At 66.0% G+C, this 26,602-nt stretch carries 13 protein-coding genes; 11 read left to right on the forward strand and 2 right to left on the reverse strand.

Going from position 1 to position 26,602, the window contains the following annotated elements; translation table 11 throughout:
• Window positions 1–102: 102 nt before the first annotated feature.
• From ACIPZH_RS05605 to ACIPZH_RS05635, 7 genes are all read left to right on the forward strand, one after another.
• Window positions 103–11,868, forward strand: coding sequence for a BapA/Bap/LapF family large adhesin (locus ACIPZH_RS05605; RefSeq protein ID WP_400635458.1), 11,766 nt, complete (start codon window positions 103–105; stop codon window positions 11,866–11,868).
• Between the two features lie 63 nt (window positions 11,869–11,931).
• Window positions 11,932–13,365 (forward strand): TolC family outer membrane protein, encoded by a 1,434-nt coding sequence (locus tag ACIPZH_RS05610; RefSeq protein ID WP_400635460.1) that lies wholly within the window; start codon window positions 11,932–11,934, stop codon window positions 13,363–13,365.
• Complete coding sequence (locus tag ACIPZH_RS05615; RefSeq protein ID WP_400635462.1) at window positions 13,362–15,530, forward strand: type I secretion system permease/ATPase; 2,169 nt, start codon at window positions 13,362–13,364, stop codon at window positions 15,528–15,530. Before ACIPZH_RS05610 ends, ACIPZH_RS05615 begins: the two co-directional genes overlap by 4 nt.
• Window positions 15,527–16,711, forward strand: a complete 1,185-nt coding sequence (locus tag ACIPZH_RS05620; protein WP_241804139.1) for an HlyD family type I secretion periplasmic adaptor subunit — start codon at window positions 15,527–15,529, stop codon at window positions 16,709–16,711. The genes ACIPZH_RS05615 and ACIPZH_RS05620 overlap by 4 nt, the downstream gene beginning before the upstream one ends.
• 344 nt (window positions 16,712–17,055) lie before the next feature.
• On the forward strand, window positions 17,056–17,955 hold the full coding sequence (locus tag ACIPZH_RS05625; protein ID WP_241804138.1) for a chemotaxis protein: 900 nt from the start codon (window positions 17,056–17,058) through the stop codon (window positions 17,953–17,955).
• Between the two features lie 97 nt (window positions 17,956–18,052).
• Window positions 18,053–18,364 carry a hypothetical protein gene (locus ACIPZH_RS05630; protein ID WP_241804137.1) on the forward strand — a complete coding sequence of 104 codons (312 nt, stop codon included), beginning with the start codon at window positions 18,053–18,055 and terminating at the stop codon, window positions 18,362–18,364.
• The gene (locus ACIPZH_RS05635) at window positions 18,361–19,095 is read left to right on the forward strand and encodes a YkgJ family cysteine cluster protein (protein ID WP_267818650.1); all 735 of its coding nucleotides are present in this window, start codon (window positions 18,361–18,363) and stop codon (window positions 19,093–19,095) included. Before ACIPZH_RS05630 ends, ACIPZH_RS05635 begins: the two co-directional genes overlap by 4 nt.
• Window positions 19,096–19,210: 115 nt before the next feature.
• On the opposite strand, the gene ACIPZH_RS05640 is transcribed toward ACIPZH_RS05635, so the two are convergent.
• Complete coding sequence (locus ACIPZH_RS05640) at window positions 19,211–19,462, reverse strand: DUF3077 domain-containing protein (RefSeq protein ID WP_241804135.1); 252 nt, start codon at window positions 19,460–19,462, stop codon at window positions 19,211–19,213.
• Window positions 19,455–19,709: a hypothetical protein gene (locus ACIPZH_RS05645; protein WP_400635464.1), complete on the reverse strand. Its 255-nt coding sequence runs from the start codon at window positions 19,707–19,709 to the stop codon at window positions 19,455–19,457. The genes ACIPZH_RS05640 and ACIPZH_RS05645 overlap by 8 nt, the downstream gene beginning before the upstream one ends.
• Before the next feature lie 443 nt (window positions 19,710–20,152).
• On the opposite strand from ACIPZH_RS05645, the gene ACIPZH_RS05650 reads away from it, so the two are divergent.
• The 4 genes from ACIPZH_RS05650 to ACIPZH_RS05665 are packed head-to-tail and all read left to right on the forward strand — an operon-like array spanning window position 20,153 to window position 26,476.
• On the forward strand, window positions 20,153–21,316 hold the full coding sequence (locus ACIPZH_RS05650; protein ID WP_400635466.1) for an efflux RND transporter periplasmic adaptor subunit: 1,164 nt from the start codon (window positions 20,153–20,155) through the stop codon (window positions 21,314–21,316).
• Complete coding sequence (locus ACIPZH_RS05655) at window positions 21,313–24,405, forward strand: multidrug efflux RND transporter permease subunit (RefSeq protein WP_400635468.1); 3,093 nt, start codon at window positions 21,313–21,315, stop codon at window positions 24,403–24,405. The genes ACIPZH_RS05650 and ACIPZH_RS05655 overlap by 4 nt, the downstream gene beginning before the upstream one ends.
• Before the next feature lie 9 nt (window positions 24,406–24,414).
• Entirely contained in the window at window positions 24,415–25,089 is a 675-nt protein-coding gene (locus ACIPZH_RS05660) for a heavy metal response regulator transcription factor (RefSeq protein WP_267818660.1), read from the forward strand.
• Window positions 25,064–26,476 carry a heavy metal sensor histidine kinase gene (locus ACIPZH_RS05665; RefSeq protein WP_400635470.1) on the forward strand — a complete coding sequence of 471 codons (1,413 nt, stop codon included), beginning with the start codon at window positions 25,064–25,066 and terminating at the stop codon, window positions 26,474–26,476. The genes ACIPZH_RS05660 and ACIPZH_RS05665 overlap by 26 nt, the downstream gene beginning before the upstream one ends.
• The last annotated feature ends 126 nt before the right edge of the window (window positions 26,477–26,602 follow it).

Consider the following 26,602-nt stretch of genomic DNA (forward strand, 5'->3'; position numbering starts at 1 on the left):
ACAGGACCGTTAGACGACCGGGCTGCGTGCTACTGCACAAGCGGTTGCGCCAGCAGGATCGCTTACGCCGACCCTGTGTACCGCAATCAGCAGGGAGCCTCCATGGACAATATCGTCGTTGCCGATAAGCAAACCACCGTCGCCACCCAGAATGCCTGGGGCAATATCACGCTCAACGGCCCAGGCGTGGTGCAGATGCCCGTTGCGCCGGACCAGGTGGCAACCGTGACCCGGCGGGGTCAGGACCTGATCGTCACCCTCAAGTCTGGGGAAAAGGTCACCGTCGGCAACTTCTTTGCCGTGGACCAGGCAGGTGTGGGCAGTGACATGGTCTTCGTCGGCGAAGACGGCACCCTGTGGTACGCCAACTACGATGCCGAAGCCTTCACCGGTTTCACCTTCCAGGAAGTCGACTCGCTCGATGACCTGGTCGCCGGCATCGGCGTCGCGGGCAGCGAAACCCCAACCTGGGCGATTGCCGGGTTGAGCCTGCTGGGCGTTGGCGGCGCTGCCGCCGCCGCAGGCAGCGGCGGCGGTGGCGGTAGTAGCGGCGGCTCCGCCCCAGGTGACACCACGCCACCCGCCACACCTATCGACCTGCTGGTATCGCCCGATGGCTTGCGCCTCACCGGCCGCGGCGAAGCAGGCGCCACGGTGAACGTGCGTGATGCCGCTGGCAACCTGTTGGGCACCGGTACCGTGGACGCCGACGGCACCTTCACCGTCACCTTGAACCCACCCCAGGTCAATGGCGAAAGCCTGGACGTCAGTTTGACCGACGCGGCTGGCAACATCTCGCAGCCGGGCAACGTGACCGCGCCAGATGCAACCGCCCCCGTGGCGCCCACCGAACTGGCCGTGAACGAGCAGGGAACCACACTCACCGGCCGTGCCGAACCTGGGTCCACCGTGCAAGTGCGTGCCGCCGACGGCACCGTGCTGGGTACCGCCGTGGCAGGCGCCGACGGCTCGTTCAGCATTACCCTGCAACCCCCACAAACCGATGGGCAGGCGCTGCAAGTCACTGCCAGCGACGCCGCCGGGAACACCTCACCTGCAGCAGCCATCAACGCACCCGATGACGGGGTTGGCAACCCGCCCGACACCACCCCGCCCGCGCCACCGACCGACCTGGCGGTCAGCGCTGACGGTAGAGTCGTCAGCGGCCGTGCCGAACCCGGGTCCACCGTGCAAGTGCGTGCCGCTGATGGCACCCTGCTGGGTACCGCCGTGGCAGGTGCCGACGGCCTGTTCAACGTCACCCTGCAACCCCCACAAACCGATGGGCAGGCGCTGCGAGTCACTGCCAGTGACGCCGCCGGCAACACCTCCACTGCCGGCACCGTCAACGCGCCGGACATCGATACCGGCGGGGGTGACACCACTGCGCCGGCGCCCGCCACTGACCTGATCATCAGCGGCGATGGCCGTACCGTATCGGGGCGCGGTGAAGCAGGCGCAACGGTAACCGTAACGAACGACCAGGGGCAGGTCGTGGGCACCGGGACGGTGCAGCCTGATGGCACCTTCACCCTACAGCTGACCACGCCCGTGACCAATGGCTCGTCGCTGCAAGTGACCTTGACCGATGCCGCTGGCAACGTATCACCGACAAGCCCACTGACGGCACCAGACCTGGTAGCCCCCGGGCAACCGACCGGGCTGGCGCTCACCGACGGCCAAACGCTGACCGGCAGCGCCGAACCCGGTGCACGGGTAGAAGTGCGCGACAGCTCCGGCGACCTGATCGGCAGCGCTATCGCCGGGCCGGATGGCCGCTTCAGCCTCACCCTCGACCCTGCTCAGGCCAACGGCCAACCCTTGGCCATCACGGTCACAGATGCCGCTGGCAACAGTTCCGCACCACTGGCGTATACCGCGCCGGACATCACGCCCCCGGCACTGATCACCGGCGTGATAGTGGGCGCCGGCAGTGTCGTGATCGCGGGCCGCGGTGAAGCGGGTGCCACCGTGCAAGTGCTGGATGCCGACGGCAATGTGATCGGCAGTGGCACGGTGGCAGCCAATGGCACCTTCCTGATCGAACTGGATGCTCCGGTGGTGGCGGGCGAAAGCATCGTGCTGGTGCAAACCGACGCTGCCGGCAATGCATCGCCTGAGCTGAGCATCACCGTGCCGCAGACGCCCGTACCGGAAGGCCCGGCCGGGCTGGTGGTGGCCCCCGATGGCTCGTCCGTCAGCGGCACGGCGCCTGCAGGCAGCTTTGTGGAAGTGCGCGATGCCCAAGGCAATGTGCTGGGCAGCGTGCAAGTGGGCAATGACGGCACCTTCACCGTCGGCCTGACCCCCCCTCAAGCCAATGGCGAACTGCTCGATGTGGTGGCCCTGGACGCAGACGGCAACAGCTCGCTGCCGACCCAGGTCGGCGCACCGGACATCACCGCGCCCAACCTTGCCAGTGACCTGGCCCTGAGCGCCGATGGCGTCACCCTCACCGGCCGCGGTGAACCCGGGGCCACCGTGCAGGTCAGCGATGCCGAGGGCACAGTGCTCGGCACGGCAGTAGTGGGTGCGAACGGCGTCTTCACCGTCACCCTGACACCGGCCCAAACCAATGGCCAGATGCTCGACGTGGCGCTGAGTGACGCTGCCGGCAACACATCGACCGCAACCCTGACCGCGCCGGATCTGGACGGCCCGTTGCAGCCTTCCGCGCTGGCCATCGACAGCACAGGCCTGCACCTCACCGGCCAGGGCCAGAGCGGCTCGATCGTCACGGTGCGCGCGGAGGACGGCACCGTACTGGGCACCGCGACAGTCGGCGCCGACGGGCGCTTCGATGTCACCCTCGACCCGCCACAGCGCAACGGCCAGAGCCTGACCGTAGAGGCCACCGACAATCTGGGCAACAGTGCCGGGCCGGTCGACTTCACCGCTCCCGACAGTACCCCACCGCAAGTCGTCGGCAACCCGAGCATCGACGACAGCGGCACCACCGTCAGCGGCACTGGCGAACCGGGTGCCACCGTGATCGTGCGCAGCCCCGACGGTACTGTACTGGGCAGCGTCGAGGTGGCCGGCGACGGTACCTTCGAGCTCACCCTTGCCCCGCCGCAGACCAATGGCCAGGCCTTGACCGTGGAGCAACGCGACCCAACCGGTAACGTGTCTGCAGCGGTCGGCCTGCCAGCCCCGGACACCCAGGCGCCGGACACCCCCACCGGCCTGGCCCTCTCCGCCGATGGCAGCGTGCTCACCGGTAGCGGCGAGCCCGGCGCTCAGGTGCGTGTCATCGGCACCGGCGGCGCAGTATTGGGCACTGCCGTGGTGGAGGCCGACGGTAGCTTCCGGGTGACCCTCGACCCACCGCAGCTCAACGGCCAGACGCTGTCCGTCACCCAGGCGGACGCTGCGGGCAACACCTCCACTGCCGACACCGTCACCGCCAACGACCTGGAAGCACCGCAACCTGCACAAGGCCTGGGGCTGAGCGCCGATGGCAGTGTGTTGAGCGGGCAAGGTGAGCCAGGCGCCACCGTAGAAGTGCGCGATGCTGGCGGGCAATTGCTGGGCGATGCCCAAGTGCAACCCGACGGCAGCTTCACCGTCACCCTCGCCCCTGCCCAGACCAACGGCGAAGTTCTGTCGGTGGTGCTTGTCGACGATCAGGGCAATACCTCGCCATCGGCCACCTTCACCGCTGACGATTCAACCGGCCCTGCCACCCCGACCGGCGTGCAAGTCAGTGCCGATGGCACAACCCTGCAGGGCAACGGGGAGGTCGGCTCCACCGTTGAAGTGCGCAATGCCAACGGCGACCTGCTGGGCACGGTCGTGGTGCCGGTGGGCGGCAACTTCAGCGTGCCGCTGTCGCCAGCGCAACTGGATGGGCAGAGCCTTGAGGTGACCCTCACCGATGCTGCCGGCAACACCTCCCTCGCTGCCCAGGCCACTGCGCCAGACCTCACGCCGCCTGCGCTGCCGACCGATGTAGACGTCAGCCCGGATGGCACCACGGTGACCGGCAACGCCCCCGGGGCCAGTACGGTCACGGTGACCGACCCCAGTGGCAATTCCACCACCGTTGCAGTGAACGGTGACGGCAGCTTCAGCGTGCCGCTTGATACCCCGCTCACCAATGGCGAGACCCTGACCGTGGTGGTCAGCGACGGGGCCGGCAACGACTCTGGCGCATCGACCGTTACCGCGCCGGACACCACACCGCCTGATGCGGCCACCGACATCACGATCAGCCCGGATGGCGGGACCATCGGGGGTACTGCCGAACCCGGCGCCACCATCATCGTTCGCGACGGCCCCACTGAACTGGGCGCCGCAACCGCCGGGCCGGACGGCACCTTCGTGGTCGAAGTCGACCCACCCCTGGTTGCCGGCGACACCGTGCAGGTGGTGGTCCGGGACGACGCTGGCAACGAGACCCCAGTAAACGTGGACGGGCCAGACGGCACCGAAGTCGCCACACCAACGGCGCTGACCATCAGTGCCGACGGCTTCCTCCTGACCGGCGAAGGCACCGTGGGCTCGCTGATCACCGTGACCTCCGGCGGCACCACGCTGGGCACCGCGACGGTCGGCAGCGACGGCATCTTCCGCGTGTTCTTCAGCGACGCCCAGCTCAATGCCCAGACCCTGCAGGTCAGCGCACGCCTTTCAGCCGGCGGTAAACCTTCCGTACCGGCCACAATCGTGGCCGAAGACAATACCGCCCCGGATGCCCCCACCCAGCTTACCCTCAACGGCAGCGGCAGTACCCTCACCGGCCAGGGCGAGGTGGGTGCGACCGTGCGCGTGGTCGATGCCCAAGGCACCGAACTGGGCACCGCCATCGTTGGCAGTAACGGCTTGTTCAGCGTCACACTGACACCCCAGCAAGCCAACGGCCAGAACCTCACCGTCACCCAGAGCGATGCTGCGGGCAATAGCTCGCTGGCCGCAACCTTGCAGGCGCCTGACCTGCAAGCACCTGATGCGCCCGCCGGCCTGAGCCTGAACAGCGCGGCAACCGTCGTCAGCGGCCAGGGTGAGGCGGGCGCCACGGTGACAGTGCGCGATGCCAGTGGCGCGGTACTGGCCACCGGCACCGTCAACCAGAGCGGCGAGTTCCAGATCACCCTGCCAAGTGCGCAAACCACCGGCAGCGCCTTGCAGGTCACCCTCAGCGATGCCGCTGGCAATGTCTCTGGCCCGGCGAGCCTGGCAACACCGGACCGCACGCCACCGGCGGCGGTCGGCAACCCCGTGCTCAGCGCCGATGGCAGGCAGCTGTCAGGCAGTGGCGAAGCCGGCGCCACCGTGCAGGTGCGCAACGCCGCCGGCACTGTGGTCGGCACCGCGACCGTAGGTGCTGATGGGCGGTTCACGGTCACCTTCGATACGCCACAGGCAACTGGCCAGGCGATCGGTGTGAGCCAGCTGGATGCAGCTGGCAACACCTCGCCTGCTGTCACCCTCAGTACACCCGACCTCACCGCACCAGCCCCGCTGACCAATGTGGTGCTCAACAACAATGGCCTGACCCTCACCGGCCTGGGTGAAGCGGGTGCCAGCGTGACGGTGCGCGGCCCCGATGGCACCATCATTGGCACCGGCCAGGTGGCCGCCAACGGCAGCTTTACCCTCACCCTGACCAGCGCGCAACTCAACGCCCAGAACTTGAGCGTGACCCAGACCGACGCGGGCAACAACACCTCGCCGCCCGTTGCGGTAACAGCGCCGGACCTCACCCCACCCGCGGCGCCAACCGACCTCGCCCTGGCCAGCAGTGGCGTGCAACTGAGCGGCAGCGCCGAAGCAGGCAGCACCGTTACCGTGCGTGATGCCGCAGGCAATATCCTGGGTACCGCCGTGGCCAGCAGCAATGGCACCTTCCAGGTCACCCTGAGCAGCGCCCAAACCAACGGTCAGACCTTGCAGGTTACGGCCACCGATGCCGCAGGCAACGTGTCGCCTGCCGCGCCTTACACCGCAGCCGATACCACACCGCCCACCGCCGTCGCCAACCTGGCCGTCGCTGCCGACGGCGCCAGCCTGACAGGTACCGGCGAAGCCGGCGCCACGGTCACCGTGCGCGCGCCCGACGGCACCTCGCTGGGGACCGCCACGGTCGGCAGCGATGGCCGTTTCACCGTCGCGCTCAGCCCTGCAGCGATAGCCGGCGAAAACCTCAGCGTGACCCAGGCCGATGCCGCGCAGAACACCTCGCCGGCACAGACCGTGACCGCGCCGGGCGACCTGGCACCGGACATTCCGGACAACCTGACGCTCTCAGCCGATGGCCTGGTGGTTACCGGCAGTGGATCCCCCGGCAGCACCGTCAGTGTGTATGGCCCTGACGGCGTGCTGTTGGGCACTGCGCCAGTGGGCAATGACGGCAGCTTCACAGTCAACCTCGACAGCGTTCAGGCCAACGGCGAAGTCTTGCAAGTCAGCGCCGTGGGCACCGATGGCAGTGTTTCGTTACCTGCGACCCTGCAGGCACCGGACACCACCGCTCCACAAGCGCTGACCAACCTGGTGCTGAGCGCCGATGGCCTGACGCTCACCGGCCGAGGTGAGCCGGGCGCCACGGTGACTGTGCTCGGCGAAGGCGGTGTCGACCTGGGCACCGCCGTGGTCGATGCCGATGGTAATTTCAGCATTGGCCTGAGTACCGCACAGATCAATGGCGAGCAGCTCAGTGCACAGCAGAGCGACGCCGCGGGCAATGAGTCCGACAGTGTCAGCCTGACTGCGCCCGACCGCGTGGCACCCGATGCTGCTGGCAACCTGGCATTCGCCGGCGGCGGCAGCGTGCTCAACGGTACTGGCGAGGCCGGCAGCACCGTCAAAGTGCTGGCTGCCGATGGCAGTACACTGGGCAGCGCAGTGGTCCGCGCCGACGGTACCTTCCAGGTCACGCTCAGCGCGCCACAAGCCAACGGCCAGCAGGTGCAGGTGGTACTGACCGATGCCGCCGGCAACCAGTCCGACCCCAGCCCCATCACCGCAGCCGATACCACCCCTCCAGCCGCCCCCACCGAGCTTGCGATTTCCAGCGACGGGGTTACCCTCACCGGCCGCGGCGAGCCCGGCGCACAGGTGAGTGTGACCAACGCTCAGGGCGACGAAATCGGCACGGCAGTGGTCGATGCCAGCGGTAATTTCACCGTCACGCTCAACCCGGCACTGGGCAACGCCGAACTGCTCAGCCTCAGCCAGGCCGACGCAGCCGGCAACGTGTCGGCGGTCGCCACCTTGCAAACGCCCGACTTCACGCCGCCGGCCATCCTCACAGAGGTGGCCATCAATGCCGATGGCAGCGTGGTCACCGGCCAGGGTGAACCAGGCGCTACCGTCACGGTGACCAATGCCGCAGGCGTAGTGCTCGGTACGACCATTGTGCTCACCGACGGCAGCTTCTCTGTAGAACTGTCGCCCGCCCAGATCAACCAGCAAGTGCTGTCGGTACAGCAGGCCGACCCACCCGGCAACATCAGCGCGCCGGTCACCGTCGATGCCCCCGACCTCACGCCACCTGCAGCGGCGACCGAACTGCGCTTCAATGCTGCAGGCGATCAGCTAAGCGGCGTCGGCGAAGCGGGCACCACGGTACGGGTGTACCTGGGTACCACTGAAATCGGCACCGCCACCGTGGGGGCCGACGGTACCTTCGTGGTCGATCTGAGCTCGGCGCAGCTCAACGGCCAAACGGTCCAGGTAACCCTGACAGACGACAGCGATAACGTATCGCCCATCAGCTCGGCCACCGCAGCCGACACCACGCCGCCGGCCACGGTGGTCGCGGTGCTCAACGACAGCGGCACCCAGCTCACCGGTAGCGGCGAAGCAGGGGCGCGCATCACCGTGATGAACGACCGTGGCGACATGGTCGGCCAGGGCGTGATCGACCCTGATGGCACCTTCGTGCTTGACCTCACCACCCCACAGATCGACGGCCAGGTACTGACCGTGGTCGCTCAGGACGCCACCGGCAACCCTAGCGCGCCACTCGAAGTGACCGCACCGGACCTGGTGCCACCGGGGCAACCCACCGGCCTGGCGCTGGACGCGACGGGCACGCTGCTGACCGGTAGTGCCGAACCCGACAGCATCATCACCGTGCGCGGCCCGGACAACACCGTTCTCGGCACCATCCAGGCCAACCAAGACGGCACCTTCAGCGTGACGTTGAGCCCGGCGCAGGACAACGGCCAATTGCTGACCGTGGTCGCCCTTGATGAGGCGGGCAACGCTTCGCTGCCAGCCACTTACCAGGCTGGCGACACGTCGCCACCTGCACCGGTGACCAATCTGGCCATCAATGCCGACTACGACGTGCTCACCGGGCGCGGCGAGCCCAACGCTACAGTGACTGTCAGCCTGGGAGGCGCTGTGATCGGCACCGGCGTGGTCGATGCCAATGGCAACTTCTCCATCGGCCTCGACCCCGCACCTGGCGCAGACGTCACATTGGAAGTGATCCAAAACGACGGTACCAACCCCTCGCCAGTACAGACCTACCTCACCCCGGATGTTCCACCCTCAGCGCCCCCGACCAACGTGGTGCTGGACGCTGACGGCCTGACCCTCACGGGTAACGCCACCAGCGGGGCGTCCATCACTGTCTATGACAGTGAGGGCAATGTGATCGGTAGTGGTACAGCGGACGGCAACGGCGACTTCAGTCTGCAGCTCGACAGCGCCCAGTTGAATGGCCAATCGCTGTCGGTCACTGCCGAGGCGGTGGCGGGCACTGAGTCGCAACCGGTGTTCGTGCAGGCGGCAGACAGCACGCCGCCGGCCAACCCGGTGGTCACTGCGCTGTCCGCCAATGGCCTGGTACTGACCGGCACCGGTGAAGCCAATGCCACAGTCACCGTGCGCGATGCCAATGGCAATGTGCTCGGTACCGGCGTGGTCAACGCGGGCGGCGTGTTCAGCATCAACCTGGCCAGCGCGCAGCTCAACGGCCAGGTACTCGGTGTGACGCAGGTCGACGCGGCAGCGAATCCCTCGGGCAGCACCAGCTATACCGCGCCGGACACTCAGGCGCCGGCGGCACCGACCAACCTGGCCGTGGGCGGCGCAGGCACGGTGCTGACCGGTGTCGGCGAGCCCGGCGCGACAGTCACCGTCACCGGCCCGGGCGGGCCGCTGGGCAGCGCCGTGGTGCAACCCAATGGCAGCTTCACCGTCAACCTCTCCACCACGCAAAACGACGGACAGTTGCTCACCGTGCGCCAGTCCGATGCCGCCGGCAACCAGTCCGGCAGCGCCAGCGTAACAGCCCCCGACACCACGCCACCCGCGGCGCCAGTGGCCGCCATCAACGCCAACGGCACCACGGTCAGCGGCTCTGGCCAGATCGGCAGCACCGTCACCGTGCGCGACGCTGCAGGCACCGTGCTCGGCACCGCCACAGTCGGCAGCAACGGCCTGTTCGTGGTCAGCCTGGCGGCGGCGCAGATCGACAACCAGGCCCTGACGGTCACCTTGACCGACGCCAGCGGCAACGCCTCGACCGGCACCGCACTGACCGCTCCAGACCTCACCCCGCCAGCGCTGGCCAGCAACCTGGTGATCAGCGCCGACGGCAGCACGCTGACCGGCAGCGGCGAGGCTGGCGCCACGGTCACGGTGCGCAGCGCCAACGGCACCGTCCTGCAAACCGGCACGGTGCAGCCCGACGGCACCTTCTCCGTCACCCTGACACCTGCCCAGGACAACGGCCAGAGCCTGTCGGTGTCGCTCACCGACCCCCGCAACAATGTCTCCGGCAACGTCACCATCACCGCGCCGGACGTCGACGCCAATGCACCGGTGATCGCCAGCGACAACCTGGCGAGCGCCACCGTCAACCTGGCACCGGTTGTCGCCACGCAGACCTACACCGACAGTTTCACCACACTGCTGGCGGGCTTCAGCAAGACCTACACCTGGACGGTCGGGGCCGGCACCACGGTTGACCCTACCTTGACGCTGACCACAAGCAGTGCCCTGGCCCTGCTCGACAACACCACCTTCACCTTGCAGGTAAAAAATGCTGCCGGGGCCTGGGTCACGGTGGCGACCGGTAACAGCCAAGGCCTGCTGGACCTGGTCCTGCTGCCTTTGGGCCAAGGGGTGCGCGTCGACATCGGCGAGCTGCAAGCCGGTGAGTACCGGCTGACCGTCGCCAGTGGCGGGATCGGCCTGGTGACCAACGTGACCACCACGCTGGACGTAGAAACCACCAGCCTGACCCAGTTCACCGGCACTGGTACCCCCACTACCGGCAACGTCATCACCGACCCCGGGGTCGACGGCACCACCGATGCCCGTGGCCCGGACAGCAGTGCCGTGCTGCAAGTGCTCAAGAACGGCAGCTACGTCACCGCCGGCAGTGCCACCGAAGTACAGGGCCTGTATGGCACCCTGGTGATCCGCGCCGATGGCAGCTACACCTACACGCCCAACGGCACCCCCGCCAGCGTCGGCAAGGTGGACGTGTTCAGCTATCAACTGGTGCACGGCAACGGCCTGACCGATGTCGCCAACCTCTATGTGCGGATCGACAGCCCGCAAGCCACGGAGGTCTGGAGCGACAGCAACCTCAGCGCGCCCGCCACGGTGGTCGATGCCGTCAACGACATCGACAGCACCAACATCAGCCTGGCGAACCGGGTGGACACCGCCAGCGCCACACTGGGCACACTGTCCCTGCCGCTGATCGGTTCGCGGCAGGCGGCCTACACCACCACCGTTGCCGCTGACACCACCGCCAACCTGCAAGTGGTACTCAACTCCGCCAACCTGCTGGGCCTGCTCAACGGCACCACCCTCGGCCTTTACAAACTCAACACGGCTACCGGCCAGTACGTCCTCGTGCAGTCTGTGCCCGGTGGGTCGCTGGTCAGCCTGCTCGGCGGCGGTTCGGCCTACACCTTCCAGAACCAGGGCGCCGGTACCTACGAGATCCGTGTCAGCGCAGGTGGCATTGGCCTGGCCAGCTCGATCACCACCAGCCTCAACACCACCACCACGTACACCAACGAGTTCGTGGTCAGCGGCTACACCCCCGTGACCGGCAACCTGCTGACCGACACTGCCGGGGGCGGAGCCGACAACCTCGGTTCGACGCTGACCGTGCTCAGCGTGCTGGTAGCGGCCAACACTTACGCCATCCCCGGTTACAACGGCGTCAGCGTGGCCGGCACCTACGGTACGCTTCTGGTGAACGCTGACGGCAGCTACACCTATACCCTCAAGGAGGGCCTGACCTCGGCAGTGATCGGCCAACAGGACACCTTCACCTACGAACTGACGCACCCCAACGGCACCACCGATACCGCAACGCTGACCATCAACCTGGACAACGCCACCGGGTTTACCGCGACCACCTCGCTGCTGGCTGAAAGCGGTGACGAGGGGGCGGCCTTGGCCAGTGTGGCCGCGGCCGCATCGACCGAGGTGATTGCCGGCAGCGATGGCAATGACCACCTCGATGGCAGCCAGGGCGGGCACATCAGCCTGCAAGGCGGGGCCGGCGACGACACCCTCGTGGTGGTCGACCAGGCCTTTGCCAGCGTCGACGGCGGCAGTGGTACCGACACCCTGCTGTGGGGCGGCGGCGATGCCAGCATCGACCTGAGCTCTCTGGCCGAGCGTGTCCACGACATCGAAATCATCGACCTCAACGACACCAGCGCGGTGGCCCTGACGCTGAGCCTGGCGGATGTGGTGGCCGTCACCGAAAGCGGCAGCAGCACGCTGCTGATCAAAGGTGACGACAAGGATTCGGTGCACATGACCGATAACTGGAGCCTGACCGGCAGCCAGAGCGCCGACGGCATCGACTATAACCAATACACGGCCCAGGAGGATCCGAGCCACCACCTGTGGGTGCAGAACGGCATCCATGTCGTCTGAGGCCGCAGTAACCCGCCGGGCGCCATGCCCGGCGGCAAGGACGATCAGCAGTAAGGGAATTATGTGAAGCGAAGCAGTCCGCTGTCACCGCTGTTGCCGGGAGCCGTCGCGCTCCTGGTATTGATTTGGAACCCGGTTGCGCAGGCAGCCGATGACATAGACCCCTCGCTACGCACCATCGGCCCGTCACTGCTACGCGATGCCCCCGATGCCATCCCTGCCCGCCCCGCGGCAGGCCAGGCCGCCACCCATGGCGATCGGCTCGGGCTGGCCGAGGCGGTGCTGGCCGCTGCGCAGTGGCACCCCAGCATCGCTGAAGCCGTCGGCAACCTGTACAAGCAAGGCGAAGGCATCAACGTGGCGCGCGCCGGTTACTACCCGCAGCTTTCCGGCGGTATCCGCACCGGCTATGACAGCGGGAATGGCGGCGACCGCAGCAGCCAGGCGCTGAACCTGTCGCTCAAGCAGATGCTCTACGATTTCGGCAAGGTCGACAGCGCCGTCGACGCTGCCAAAGCCGCTGCCGCCCGAGCCCAGGCCAACATCCTGCTGGTCATCGACGACCTGGCCCGCGATACCGCCTACGCCTGGATCGAAACCCGCCGCTACGAGCAGCTCATGGTGATTGCCCGTGAGCAGATCAACGGCGTCAACGCTATTGCCGGCATGGCGCGCCTGCGCAGCGACATGGGCGCCAGCACGCGCTCCGACGTGGTCCAGGCCGAGTCCCGGGTGGAAGGCGCGCGCGCGACCCTCGAGGAGTATCAGGCCCAGTACCAGCGCTGGCGCTCTACCCTCGCCGCCCTGCTCGGCCGCGTCTCACCGCCGGCCCTGGCCGAAGAAACGCCCCCCGAACTCGACCAGGCCTGCAAGCGCCCACCGCAGGGCGACGATCGCCTGCCTGCAGTGCTCATGGCCCTGGCCCTGCGCGCACAATCCCAGGCCGAACTGGCACAGGCCAAGGCCGAGGCCTACCCGACGCTGTCGCTGCAGCCGCAGGTCAACCACTACCTGGACAACGACTACGACCGCGACAACAACCGCCTCGACCGCACTCAGGCGGGCATTTACCTGAACCTCGAAGTGCCGATCTACCAAGGCGGTGCCATCAGCGCCCGCAGCCGCGCGGCCGGGTATGCCCTGACCGCTGCCGACTCCGCCGAAGACGCTGCACGCCTGCAGGCCCGTCGCGGCCTGGCCGAAGCCATGGCGCAAACCTCGGGGCTGGGCCGCCGGCTGAGTTCGCTCCAGGCGCGCCAGGCCAGCATCAAGGAGGCACGCATGCTCTACGGCCGGCAATACCTGGACCTGGGCACACGGCCGCTGCTCGACCTCCTTAATGCCGAGCAGGAAATCTACCAGTCGCGCTTCGAACTTGCCGGCACCCGTTCCGACCTGCTGCGCCTGGATGTCGACTGCCTGTACAACACCGGCGCCCTGCGCATGGCCTTGGGCCTTGAAGGGCGCAACCTGCAAGGGGTGGAGATCGAGCCATGAACGATACGCTCAACCTGAGCCAAGCCACGCAGCAGCAAAACCCGGAGCAAGCTGTCGTCCATCGGCCGGACCTTGGCCCTTGGCTTGAAGTCATGCTGCAGGTCGCCCACCACTACCGGTTGGATGTATCGCCCCAGCGCATCCGCCTGGCGGCCGTCGAAGATGCCCGGCCGCTGGATGAAATTCTGCGCCACATGGCGCGCCAGGCCGGCCTGTCCCTGCGCTTCGTGCGCTTCGATGCCAAGGCCCTGCGGCAATGGCGTACCCCCCTGGTGCTGGAACTCAACGATGGCCAGCTGGCTGTGGTCGAAGCCGTGACCGAGGACAACCAGCTGGCCGTGGTGTTCGCCGGCGACCAGGGCCTCACCTCGCGCCTGCCCCGCGAAGCGCTCGAAGGGCGCATCAACCGCGTGGCACTGATGCGCCCGGCACGGCCATTGCGCGACGTGCGTACCGATGACTACACCGCCCCGTACGACCGCCATTGGTTCGCCCGCATCGTGCTGAGCGACCTGCGCCCGTACGGGCAGGTGATGGTCGCCTCGCTGGTGGCCAACGTGCTGGCCCTGGCCGGCGTGCTGTTCTCGATGCAGGTGTATGACCGGGTGATCCCCGCCGAATCGCTGCCCACCCTGTACGTGCTGTTCGGCGGTGTGGTGCTGGCGCTGGTGTTCGATTTCAGCATGCGCCTGCTGCGCCTGAAGGTTACCGACCTGCTCGGCAAACGCGCCGACCTGCGCGTGTCGGACCTGGTCTACGGCCATGCCCTGCGCCTGCGCAACTCGGCGCGGCCGAAATCCACCGGCTCGTTCATTTCGCAACTGCGCGAGCTGGAGTCGATCCGCGACCTGATCACCTCCAGCACCGCCACCGCGCTGGCCGACCTGCCGTTCTTCCTGTTGTTCCTGTTCGTGTTCTGGCTGATCGGCGGCGTGCTGGTGTTCATCCCGCTGCTGGCGCTGCTGGCCATGCTCCTGCCTGGTTTGCTGGCGCAGCGCCGGCTGGCACGCCTGGCCAATGCCTCGATGCGCGAATCGTCCCTGCGCAACGCCATGCTGGTGGAAAGCGTTCAGGGCCTGGATGAAATCAAGGCACTGCAGGCCGAAGCGCGCTTCGAACGCCAGTGGAACCAGTACAATGCAGCATGCGCGCACACCAACCTGCATCTGCGCACCCTGACCAACGGCCTGGTGACCTGGACCCAGAACGTGCAAGGCGCGGTGTTTGCCGTGGTCATCGTCATCGGCGCGCCGATGGTGATTGCCGGCGACCTCACCACCGGTAGCCTGGTGGCCGCCTCGATGCTGTCCTCGCGGATGATGGCGCCGCTGGCGCAGCTCACCCATGTGCTGACCCGCTGGCAACAAGCCAAGGTGGCGCTACAGGGCCTGGACAAACTGATGCAGGCGCCGGTCGATCACCCCGAAGGCGAAGCCCGGGTACACCTGCCGGCCATCCGCGGGGAGTACCGGCTGCGCCAGGCCAACTTCCGCTACGACCCCGAGGCACCACCGGTGCTGAACATCGGCCAGCTGGACATCCGGCCGGGCGAACGCATCGCCGTGCTGGGGCGCAATGGCGCCGGCAAGTCGACGCTGCTGCAGGCGCTGGGCGGTGCCATGGACCTGGTGCAAGGCGAGGTCACGCTCGACGGCATTGCCCTGGCCCACCTGGACCCGGCCGACCTGCGCCGGGACGTCGGCTTGCTGGCGCAGTATGCGCGGCTGTTCCACGGCACCCTGCGTGAGAACCTCACCCTCGGCGCCGGCCAGGCCAGTGACCAGGAGCTGGTGGCCGCGCTGGCCGCCACGGGCGCCTTGGAGTTCGTGCGCCGCCTGCCCAAAGGTATGGACCACCTGATTCTGGAAGGCGGCCTGGGCCTGTCCGGCGGGCAGCGCCAGGCATTGGTGCTGGCACGTTTGCTGGTGCGCCAGCCGCAGGTACTGCTGCTGGATGAACCTACCGCCTCGCTGGACGACACGACCGAACGCAAGCTGCTCGATAACCTCGACCGCTTCTGCCAAGGCCGCACCTTGGTGATCGCCACCCACCGGTTGAGCGTGCTGCAACGGGTGGAGCGGATCATCGTGCTCGAAGGCGGGCGCATCGTCATTGACGACAGCCGTGACGCCGCCCTGGCCAAACTGCAAGGAGCGCAGGCATGAGCAACCATGAACTCCCCGCGTCCTACCTCGATGGCCAGGACGATCAGGCCGTGCTGCGCGCCGGCCGCGTGATCACCGTGTGCGCACTGATGCTGGCCGCGTTCCTGGCCTGGGCTGCCTGGTTCGAAGTCACCGAAGTCTCTACCGGCACGGGCAAGGTGATCCCCAGCTCGCGCGAGCAAGTGATCCAGTCGTTCGAAGGCGGCATCGTCGCCGAGATGAACGTGGCCGAAGGCGATCTGGTCGAGCGCGGCCAGGTGCTGGCCCAGCTCGACCCGACCAAGACGGCCTCCAGTGTCGGTGAAAGCGAGGCCAAGTACCGTGCCGCCACCGCCAGCGTTGCCCGCTTGCGCGCCGAGGTCACCGGCAAGCCGCTGGTTTTCCCTGACAGCCTGCGCGACTCGCCGGAGCTGATCGACGCCGAAACCGCACTGTACCAGACCCGCCGCCGCGGCTTGGAGCAGACCCTGGCGGGTATCGAGGACTCGCTGCGGCTGGTGCGCAGCGAACTGCAGATTACCGAGAACCTCGCCAAGATGGGGGCCTCCAGCCGGGTCGAAGTGATCCGCCTCAACCGCCAGCGCTCGGAACTCGAGCTCAAGGCCAATGAAGCGCGCTCCGATTATCTGGTACGCGCCCGCGAAGAACTGGCCAAGGCCAGCGCCGAAGCCGACAGCCTATCGGAAGTGATCCGCGGGCGCAGCGATTCGCTGTCACGCCTGACCTTGCGCTCGCCGGTGCGGGGCATCGTCAAGGACATCGAGGTCAACACCCTGGGCGGGGTGGTACAGCCTGGTGGGCAGGTGATGAAGATCGTGCCGATGGACGAACGCTTGCTGATCGAGACGCGCATCGCCCCCCGCGACATCGCCTTCATCCACCCCGACCAGGCGGCCAAGGTGAAGATCAGTGCCTATGACTATTCGGTGTATGGCGGGTTGGAAGGCAAGGTGGTGGGCATCTCGCCGGACACCCTGCAGGATGAGGTGAAACCGGAAATCTATTACTACCGGGTGTTCATCCGTACCGAGCAGGACAGCCTGCAGAACAAGGCCGGCAAGCGCTTTGCGATCGTGCCGGGGATGATTGCCACGGTGGATATCCGCACCGGTGAGAAAACCATTCTCGATTACCTGATCAAGCCGCTGAACCGGGCCAAGGAAGCCTTGCGCGAGCGCTAGGGGCCGCTGCGCGGCCATCGCCGGCAAGCCGGCTCCCACCGGGACCGTGTCAGCTTCCAGGTGCTGGGTAAGACAGCTGCCGGACTGCGCCCAAGAAGTTGGACGCCAATCCAATGTCTTGTGGAGGTCCATCTGGTGGGAGGGGTCATGTCAGCTTCCAAGTCTTGGGTAAGGCAGCTCCCGAACTGCCCCCAGGAAGTTGGACACCAACCCAATGTCTTGTGGAGGTCCACTTTGTGGGAGCCGGCTTGCCGGCGATAGGGCCAGCGAAGGCGACCGCCAAGTTAAAGCCTGGCCCGAACAGGCCGATAACCGGTTATCCCCTGTCTTCCATGAAGGTCACCATGGCCACGCAAAATGCCCGCGCGGACGCGTTGTCCCTGCTGCTGTTCACCCTGCGCAGCGGCAAGCTGATGGCAATCAACCTGCTCAAGGTCAGCGAGATCATCCCTTGCCCGTCGCTGACCAAGTTGCCCGAATCGCACCCCCACGTGAAAGGCGTGGCGACCCTGCGCGGCAACCCGCTGTCGGTGATCGACCTGTCGCGGGCCATCGGTGAACGCCCACTGGCCGACCCCGACGGTGGCTGCCTGATCGTCACCGAGATCAGCCGTTCGCGCCAGGGCCTGCATGTGCAGGCTGTGAGCCGCATCGTCCACTGCCTGAGCACCGACATCAAACCGCCGCCCTTTGGCTCAGGCAACCGCTCGTTCATCACCGGCGTGACCCGCGTCGACAACACCTTGGTGCAGGTGCTGGACATCGAAAAGGTGATCCACGCCATCGCCCCGCCGGAGCCGGAGCCTGCTCCGGGCAAACTGAACGAAGAAGACGCCAGCCTGCTGGCCGCCGCCAACATCCTGGTGGTGGACGACAGCCAAGTGGCGCTGCAGCAGTCGGTGCACACCCTGCGTAACCTGGGCATCGACTGCCACACCGCCCGCAGTGCCAAGGATGCGATCAACGTGCTGCTGGAGCTGCAAGGTACTGCGCAGGAGATAAACATCATCGTGTCCGACATCGAGATGTCGGAGATGGACGGCTATGCCTTCACCCGCACGCTGCGCGAAACACCGGACTTCCAGCACCTTTACGTGCTGCTGCACACCTCGCTGGACAGCGCGATGAGTGCCGAGAAGGCCAGGCTGGCCGGGGCCAATGCCATCCTCACCAAGTTCTCCTCCCCGGAGCTGACCGATTGCCTGGTGGTGGCGGCGCGCACGGTAGTGTTTGCCGAACGATGAAGGCCGTGCTGTCATATCCAGCGACAAACTCCCTGGCCTGTTGCCAGGGATGAGTCGGTCATACTTCGCCACCCTCGAACGTTTCACGGTATAGCGTATGAAGTTTTTCAGCTCTCTCCTGATCGCCTGCGCCGTTTTCAGCGGTGTTGCCCAGGCCTCCAGCAGCCAGGCCTGGAACGAACAACGCCAGCAGATGCTCAAGGCCTGCCTGGCTGCCAGCCAGTTCAAGGATGCCCACGCCCGCGGCAAACCTGCGGAGTTCGATGACCAGGTGGGCTTCAGCGCCCTGGTCATCGAAGGGGTGTATCCACAAAAGCACATGCAGCGACGCACCGGCTCCGAGCTGTGCCTGTACGACCGCCAGCAGCAGCGGGCCTTCGTCAGCGAATGGAACCTGGGCGCCAAGTGAACGACTCTTTGCGTTTTGCCTGTACCGGCTGTGGCAAGTGCTGCACCGGCCACCATGTGCCACTGACCTTGGCCGAGGCGCGCCAGTGGGCGGCCTCCGGTGGCCAGGTGGTGGTGCTGATCGAAGCCTTTGTGGAAGACGGCCCGGGGATGCCGGCAGACCAGCGTGAGCATGTGCTGCGCCGCTCGCACCCGGTGCCTTGTGGCGACAGCGAGGTGCGGGTTTCGGTGACCTTTGCCGCGTTCAACCCTGGGCGCTGCCGCAACCTGGACGAAAACGACCTGTGCACCATCTACGAGAGCCGGCCGCTGGTTTGCCGCATCTACCCGGTGGAAATCAACCCGCACATTCCACTCCGGCCAGAGAACAAGGACTGCCCGCCCGAGGCTTGGGAGCAAGGGCCTGAGCTGATTCATGGTTCATTGCCGGTGGACCCGGCGCTGCAGGCACTGGTGCAGGCGTCCCGGCAGGCAGATCGCGATGACATCGCGGCCAAGGTTGCCGTGTGCCAGGCCTTGGGCATGACCATCAGCGCGCTCAAGGGCAATGGCTTCACGGCCTACCTTCCAGATATGGGGGCTTTGGCTGCAGCGCTGGCGGATATACCGGCACCGCACGGTGCGCCGTGGGCCTTGCACGTTCAGGACGCAGCCCTGCTGGCCAGCCTGCAGGCGCAGGGTTTGCAGGCCGGCGACACGCCTTCGCAGTACTACGCCTTCATCGGCTTCTGACAAGCCTGCGCTTTACCTGTGCAAGCGCCCGTCTTGCCCAATTTCTAGAGGCCGGCGCAATCCAAGTGGGAGCCGGGCTTGCCGGCGATGGGCCGCAAAGCGGCCCCACAACCGCTTAGGCGCTGCGGTTCATGCCCATTTCCATGTCGTTGATCAATGCTTTGGCCATGGCACTGAGAATGCGTGCCGCACTGCCAGCGATCATGTTGCCCTCCATCTCAGCTTCCTCGCTCAAATGCCGGATACAACCGAGCAAGACCGACAGCTCATCGAACGCATGATTGAGCGGTATGCCCGGCTGGATGGCGTACAAGCCGAGGAATGTTTCCTTACCGGCTGTGCTGCGCAATTTCAGTTCATCACTCACGGTTGATCTCCTGCATCGCCATATGGGCGACAAGGACACGCAGCAGTTCAGTGAGGATGCCGAGGTTTTCCAGCAGCGCGTAGCGATGGTCTTCGGCTTCGGTGTCGAGGTAGACCTGGCTGGTTTTGCAGAAGCAGTCCATCAGCGTGGCAGCGTGAGCCTTGGCGTCCTCGGCGGAGAGGCCGGCGATTATTGTGATGTAAGGGATAGGGAATGAGGTCGGTGGATCGGGAACGATCTTCTTCATGACTAAATCTCTTAGGGATTTACCTGAATAGCGACCACCTTCTCTTTCTCACGGATAGGGTGGCAGCCGTACGCGAGGTGAGAAAACCGCTCCCCATCTGCGGCCAGACCGAAGTCTCACGCGCACGGCCGCCATGACATGAAGCCATGACGAGGGGAAGACCGCAGCTTCTCACAGCCGCTCGCCGTTGTGGCGAACCGCGAAGTTATCGCTGAAGCATTTCCCCGACTATCAGACGCCATCCGACAGAGCGCGTAGGATAATTCCTCATGGCCGCACTCTTGAAGCATCTGGTTTCAGATTCAGAATCTTCTTACGCGCTAAGGACTGCCAGCTAAGCCACCCAACCTGTCAGCGCTGTCAGCCAGCTGTCACGCTGCCGACCCGGTCACAGCGCTATAAGCTTCAATACAACCTCCCTCTTGGCCAAGGTGCCCGCGCCGATGCGACGTCCTACCCGCCCTCTCCTGCTGGCTACCACCGCCCTGCTCGCCCTCGCAGCCTTGGGCATCTGGTATGGCCAGCGCCAGGAGGCGCCGGTTGCGCGCGCGCAAAGCGCCATCCCGGTGCGCGTGGTCAGCGTTGCCCAGCAGGACGTGCCGCGCTACGCCAGCGCCATCGGCTCAGTGCTGTCGCTGCACAGCGTCGAAATAAAACCGCAGGTCGAAGGGGTGCTGACCCGGGTACTGGTCAAAGAGGGCCAGTGGGTAAAGCAAGGCGACCTGCTGGCAACCCTTGACGACCGCAGCATCCGCGCCAGCCTGGACCAGGCCCGCGCTCAGCTCGGCCAGAGCCAGGCGCAAATCCAGGTCGCCGGTGTAGACCTCAAGCGTTACCGCCTGCTCAGCAGCGATGACGGCGTGTCCAAGCAGACCCTCGACCAGCAACAGGCGCTGGTCAATCAGCTGCAGGCCACCGTAAAAGGCAACCAGGCCGCCATCGCCAATGCCGAAGTGCAACTCTCCTACACGCAGATTCGCTCCCCCGTCACCGGGCGCGTTGGCATCCGCAACATCGACCCCGGCAACCTGGTGCGCGCCAGCGATACGCAGGGCCTGTTCAGCGTGACCCAAATCGACCCCATCGCGGTCGAGTTCTCCTTGCCGCAACAGATGCTGCCAACCCTGCAAGGCCTGCTCAAAGCGTCGGCCCCTGCATTGGTGCAGGCCTACATGGACGCCGATGGCGAACGCACCCTGCTGGGTGAGGGCCACCTGGCCTTGATCGACAACCAGATTTCAGCCAACACCGGGACGGTGCGGGTCAAGGCTGAATTCGACAACAAGGACGGCCGGCTGTGGCCAGGGCAACTGGTGACCATCCGTTTGCGCACCGCCGTGCAGGAGAACGCCCTGGTGGTGCCACCGCCGGTGGTGCAGCGCGGCGCCGATGGCCACTTCGTCTACCGCCTGGACGGTGACAAGGTCACCAGCGTGCCAGTCAAAGTGCTGTACCAGGACAGCGGGCTGAACATCATTGCCGGGGTCAAACCGGGCGAGCGTCTGGTGCTCGATGGCCAGTCGCGGCTCAAGCCCGGCTCGCGCGTGGAGGTCGCCCCGGACGCACCGCCACCGTCGGAAATGGCCGACGGCCGGGGCCAGCCATGAACAGCCGCAACAGCGTATCGGCCTGGTGCATCGACCACCCCATCGCCACATTGCTGTTGACCTTCGCCCTGGTACTGCTAGGCGCCATCGCCTTTCCACGGCTGCCCGTGGCGCCCTTGCCGGAAGCCGACTTCCCGACCATACAGGTCACCGCCCAGTTGCCTGGGGCCAGCCCGGAAACCATGGCCTCTTCGGTGGCCACGCCGCTGGAGGTGCAGTTCAGCGCCATCCCCGGCATGACCCAGATGACCAGCAGCAGCGCACTGGGCTCCACCACCCTGATCCTGCAGTTCACCCTGGACAAGAACATCGACACTGCCGCCCAGGAAGTCCAGGCGGCCATCAACACGGCTACCGCGCGCCTGCCCCGGGACCTGCCCAACCCACCGACCTGGCGCAAGGTCAACCCGGCCGACAGCCCGGTGCTGGTACTCACCGTCAGCTCCGCGCAGATGCCTGGCAATGACCTCAGCGACTATGCCGAGACATTGCTGGCACGCCAGCTGAGCCAGATCGAAGGCGTCGGCCTGATCAACATCACCGGCCAGTTGCGCCCGGCCATCCGTGTGCAGGCGCAGCCGGAAAAGCTCGCTGCCATGGGCCTTACGCTCGCCGACCTGCGCCAGGCCATCCAGCAGACCAGCCTGAACCTGGCAAAGGGCGCCCTGTATGGCGAGCACAGCGTGTCGACCATCGCCGCCAACGACCAGCTGTTCCACCCCGAGGACTACGCCAGGCTGATCGTCTCTTACCGCAACGGCGCACCGGTGCACCTGCAGGATGTGGCCAAGGTGATCGACGGTGCCGAAAACGCCTACGTCAAAGCCTGGTCCGGCAACCAGCCGGGGCTGAACCTTGTGGTGTTCCGCCAGCCTGGCGCCAACATCGTCGAAACCGTGGACCGCGTGCTCGGCGCCTTGCCCAAGCTGCAGGAGATGCTGCCGGCCTCGGTCGAGGTGTCGGTGCTGCAGGACCGTACCCAGACCATCCGCGCGTCGCTGCATGAGGTGGAACTGACGCTGATGATCGCCGTGGCCCTGGTGATCGGGGTGATGGCGCTGTTCCTGCGCCAATGGTCGGCCACCCTGGTTGTCTCCAGTGTGCTGGCCGTGTCGCTGATCGCCACGTGCGCACTGATGTACGTGTTCGGTTTCAGCCTGAATAACCTGACCTTGGTGGCCATCGTCATTGCTGTCGGCTTCGTGGTGGACGACGCCATCGTCGTGGTGGAAAACATCCACCGCCATCTGGAAGCCGGCGAAGACAGCCGCACGGCAGCGCTCAAAGGGGCAGGCGAGATCGGCTTCACCGTGGTGTCGATCAGCTTCTCGCTGGTTGCCGCGTTCATTCCGCTGCTGTTCATGGGCGGGGTGGTTGGCCGGCTGTTCAAAGAGTTCGCCCTGACCGCCACCGCTACCATCCTGATTTCGGTGGTCGTATCGCTGACCCTGGCACCGACCCTGTGCGCCCTGTTCATGCGTCGCCCGCCCTCGGAACATCAAGGTGGCTTCGGCGAGCGGCTGGTGAAGTGGTACGAAAAAGGCCTGGACCGGGCCCTGGCCCACCAACGCCTGACCCTCGGCGTGTTCGGCCTGACCCTGGCCCTGGCTGTGGTGGGTTACGTGGCCATCCCCAAGGGCTTTTTCCCCCTGCAGGACACCGGTTTCATTCTTGGCACCACTGAAGCGGCGGCAGATGTGTCATACCCGTCGATGATCGACAAGCACCTGGCACTGGCGAAAATCATCGAAGCCGACCCCGCCGTGAGGGCCTTCTCCCATTCAGTGGGCGTTACCGGGAGCAACCAGACCATCGCCAACGGCCGTTTCTGGATCGCCCTCAAGCCCCGCGGCGAGCGCGATGTTTCGGCCAGCGAGCTGATCGACCGGCTGCGCCCAAAGCTTGCGCAGGTGCCTGGCGTGGTGCTGTACATGCGTGCCGGCCAGGACATCAACCTCAGCTCCGGCCCGTCACGCACCCAATACCAGTACGTGCTCAAGAGCAACGACGGCGTCGCCCTCAACCTGTGGACCCAACGCCTGACCGAGCGCCTGCGCGAAAACCCGGCGTTGCGTGACCTGTCCAACGACCTGCAACTGGGCGCCAGCGTTACCCGCATCGACATCGACCGCCAGGCGGCGGCCCGTTTCGGCCTGACCACCACCGACGTCGACCAGGCGCTGTACGACGCCTTTGGCCAGCGGCAGATCAGCGAATTCCAGACCGAGACCAACCAGTACAAGGTGATCCTGGAACTGGACGCACAACAGCGCGGCAAGGCCGAAAGCCTGAATTTCTTCTACCTGCGCTCGCCCCTGACCAACGAAATGGTGCCGCTGTCGGCCTTGGCGCATGTCGCCGCGCCCAGCACCGGGCCGCTGTCGATCAGCCATGACGGCCTGTTCCCGGCCGCCAACCTGTCGTTCAACCTGGCCCCTGGCGTGGCCTTGGGCGATGCGGTGGCGATCCTGGAGCGCACCCAGCGCGAGCTGGGTATGCCCGACTCGATCAGCGGCAACTTCCAGGGCGCGGCGCAGGCGTTCCAAAGTTCGCTGTCGAGCCAGCCGTGGCTGATCCTCGCCGCACTGGTGGCGGTGTACATCATCCTTGGCGTGCTCTACGAGAGCCTGGTGCACCCGCTGACCATCATCTCGACCCTGCCGTCGGCGGGCCTGGGCGCGTTGATACTGCTGTGGGCGATGGGCCAGGACTTCAGCATCATGGGCCTGATCGGGGTGGTGCTGCTGATCGGCATCGTCAAGAAGAACGGCATCCTGCTCATCGATTTTGCCCTGGAAGCTCAGCGCCAGCGTGGCCTGACGCCTGAGCAGGCCATCCACCAGGCATGCCTGACGCGCTTTCGGCCCATCATCATGACCACCCTGGCCGCCCTGCTCGGCGCGCTGCCGCTGATGTTCGGCTTTGGCGCCGGTGCCGAGCTGCGCCAGCCGCTGGGTATCGCTGTGGTCGGCGGCCTGCTGGTCAGCCAGGCCCTGACGCTGTTCACCACCCCGGTCATATACTTGGCGCTGGAGCGCCTGTTCCATCGCCCCAAGGCCGCCAGCGCGGTCGCGCCGAGTATCCACTGAGACAAGTCCATGCGTGTGCTGATCATCGAAGACGAAGAGAAAACCGCTGACTACCTGCATCGCGGCCTGAGTGAGCAAGGCTTCACTGTCGACCTCGCGCGGGACGGCATCGACGGCCTGCACCTGGCGCTTGAAGGTGACTATGCGGTGATCGTACTCGATGTGATGCTGCCGGGCCTGGATGGCTATGGCGTGCTGCGTGCCTTGCGTGCACGCAAGCAGACGCCGGTGATCATGCTCACCGCACGCGAGCGCGTCGAGGACCGCATCCACGGGCTGCGCGAGGGCGCCGACGATTACCTGGGCAAGCCGTTCTCCTTCCTTGAACTGGTCGCCCGTCTGCAGGCCCTGACCCGTCGCAGCAGCAGCCATGAACCGTTGCAGGTGCAGGTCGGCGACCTGTGGATCGACCTGATGGCGCGCAAGGCCAGCCGTGCCGGCCAACGCCTGGACCTGACCGCCAAGGAATTCTCGCTGCTCAGCGTGCTGGCCAGGCGCCAGGGCGAAATCCTCTCCAAGACCGCCATCGCCGAACTGGTCTGGGACATCAATTTCGACAGCGACGCCAATGTCGTCGAAGTGGCCATCAAGCGCCTGCGCGCCAAGCTCGACGGGCCATTTGACAACAAGCTGCTGCATACCATTCGAGGCATGGGCTATGTCCTGGAAAACCGTGCCGGTTAACTCCCTCGCATTGCGCTTGTCGGCGCTGTTCATTCTGGTGGCGATGGGCGTGTTTCTGGTTATCGGCTCGGCCCTTTACCGCCAGGTCGACCATAGCCTGGACATGCTCCCAGCGGCCGAGCTGGACGCCCGCTTCAGCGTGCTCGAATCCACCCTCAATCGCTACGGTACCCGCGAGCACTGGGCCAAGATCAGTAACAAGCTCAACCTGCTGAGCGAGGAAGACAAACGTATCCGCTTCTGGGTGGTCGGCAGCGACCCCGCGTTCGAATATGGCCACCCCAGCGAACAGGTCCGCGCATTCGCCCAAGGCCCTGAAGGGATGCGCGACCTGCGCCTGCCTGACAGGCCTTACCCTTACAAGGTGCTGATCAGCGAGTTGCCGGCCCTGGCAGGCCGCCCGCCCCTGCGGTTTCTGATCGCCATCGATACCGAGACCTTCTGGCAGGCCCAACACAGCCTGCTGGTGGCCATCATCGGGCTGGCGGTGCTCGGCGTGCTGCTGGCCTCGCTACTGGGCTACTGGGTAGCACGCATCGGCCTGCGGCCGCTGCTGGCGCTGTCCAACGAGGCCCAGGCCTTGGCCCCCCCGCGCCTGGATGGCCGCTTGCAAACCGTCAACCTGGCCCCGGAACTGGCGCAGTTCGCCGGCGCATTCAACGCCGCGCTCGACCGGGTCAGCCAGGCCTATTCGCAGCTGGAAGCGTTCAACGCCGACGTTGCCCACGAACTGCGCTCGCCGCTGACCAACCTGATCGGCCAGACCCAGGTCGCCCTCACCCGGGGGCGCAGCGCCGAACACTACTTCGAGGTGTTGCAATCGAACCTGGAAGAGCTCGAACGCTTGCGCAACATCATCAACGACATGCTGTTCCTGGCCAGCGCCGACCAGGGCAGCAAAGCCACCGCGCTGACCGAGGTATCGCTGGCCGAAGAAGTGGCCACCACCCTCGATTACCTCGACTACATCCTCGAAGACGCCCAGGTCAGCGTCACCGTCAGCGGCGATGCCCAGGCCCCCATCGAAAAAGCCCACTTGCGCCGGGCATTGATCAACCTGCTGAACAACGCCGTGCAGCACACCGCGCCGCATCAGGTGATCGGCGTGCATATCGATGCCGGGCTGAAGCAGGTCAGCATTGCCGTGAGCAACCCCGGGCCGGCTATCGACGATGATCACCTGCCACTGCTGTTCGAGCGGTTCTATCGGGTGGATGCGGCACGCAGCAACAGTGGCGGGGGCAACCATGGGTTGGGGTTGGCCATCGTCAAGGCGATTGCCTTGATGCATGGGGGCGAAGTTTTCGTGCGCAGCGAGGCAGGTGCCAACACCTTCGGCATTCGCCTGCCAAACGCTCAACTGCAGGGTTTTGCGGCGAAGGGGTGACGGTTTTTGCAGGGATAGTTACCTTTTGCGCAACAGTGCTTATCGTGCCAGGCGCTGTTTCCAAGGCCCTGAAGCGACTAACTTTACCCCTGTCTCCATTAGCACTTGCAGCGCAAGAAGGTAGTT

The sequence above is a fragment of the Pseudomonas sp. NPDC089758 genome (genome assembly GCF_044748705.1).
GTDB classification, from domain to species: Bacteria; Pseudomonadota; Gammaproteobacteria; order Pseudomonadales; family Pseudomonadaceae; genus Aquipseudomonas; species Aquipseudomonas putida_X.

What these genes read in the sequence shown, in the direction of transcription:
- ACIPZH_RS05615 (WP_400635462.1), top strand. Translation starts at nt 13,362, where the DNA reads ATGAACGATACGCTCAACCTGAGCCAAGCCACGCAGCAGCAAAACCCG.
- ACIPZH_RS05625 (WP_241804138.1), top strand. Translation starts at nt 17,056, where the DNA reads ATGGCCACGCAAAATGCCCGCGCGGACGCGTTGTCCCTGCTGCTGTTC.
- ACIPZH_RS05650 (WP_400635466.1), top strand. Translation starts at nt 20,153, where the DNA reads ATGCGACGTCCTACCCGCCCTCTCCTGCTGGCTACCACCGCCCTGCTC.
- ACIPZH_RS05660 (WP_267818660.1), top strand. Translation starts at nt 24,415, where the DNA reads ATGCGTGTGCTGATCATCGAAGACGAAGAGAAAACCGCTGACTACCTG.
- ACIPZH_RS05605 (WP_400635458.1), top strand. Translation starts at nt 103, where the DNA reads ATGGACAATATCGTCGTTGCCGATAAGCAAACCACCGTCGCCACCCAG.
- ACIPZH_RS05665 (WP_400635470.1), top strand. Translation starts at nt 25,064, where the DNA reads ATGTCCTGGAAAACCGTGCCGGTTAACTCCCTCGCATTGCGCTTGTCG.
- ACIPZH_RS05630 (WP_241804137.1), top strand. Translation starts at nt 18,053, where the DNA reads ATGAAGTTTTTCAGCTCTCTCCTGATCGCCTGCGCCGTTTTCAGCGGT.
- ACIPZH_RS05645 (WP_400635464.1), bottom strand. Translation starts at nt 19,709, where the DNA reads ATGAAGAAGATCGTTCCCGATCCACCGACCTCATTCCCTATCCCTTAC.
- ACIPZH_RS05655 (WP_400635468.1), top strand. Translation starts at nt 21,313, where the DNA reads ATGAACAGCCGCAACAGCGTATCGGCCTGGTGCATCGACCACCCCATC.
- ACIPZH_RS05620 (WP_241804139.1), top strand. Translation starts at nt 15,527, where the DNA reads ATGAGCAACCATGAACTCCCCGCGTCCTACCTCGATGGCCAGGACGAT.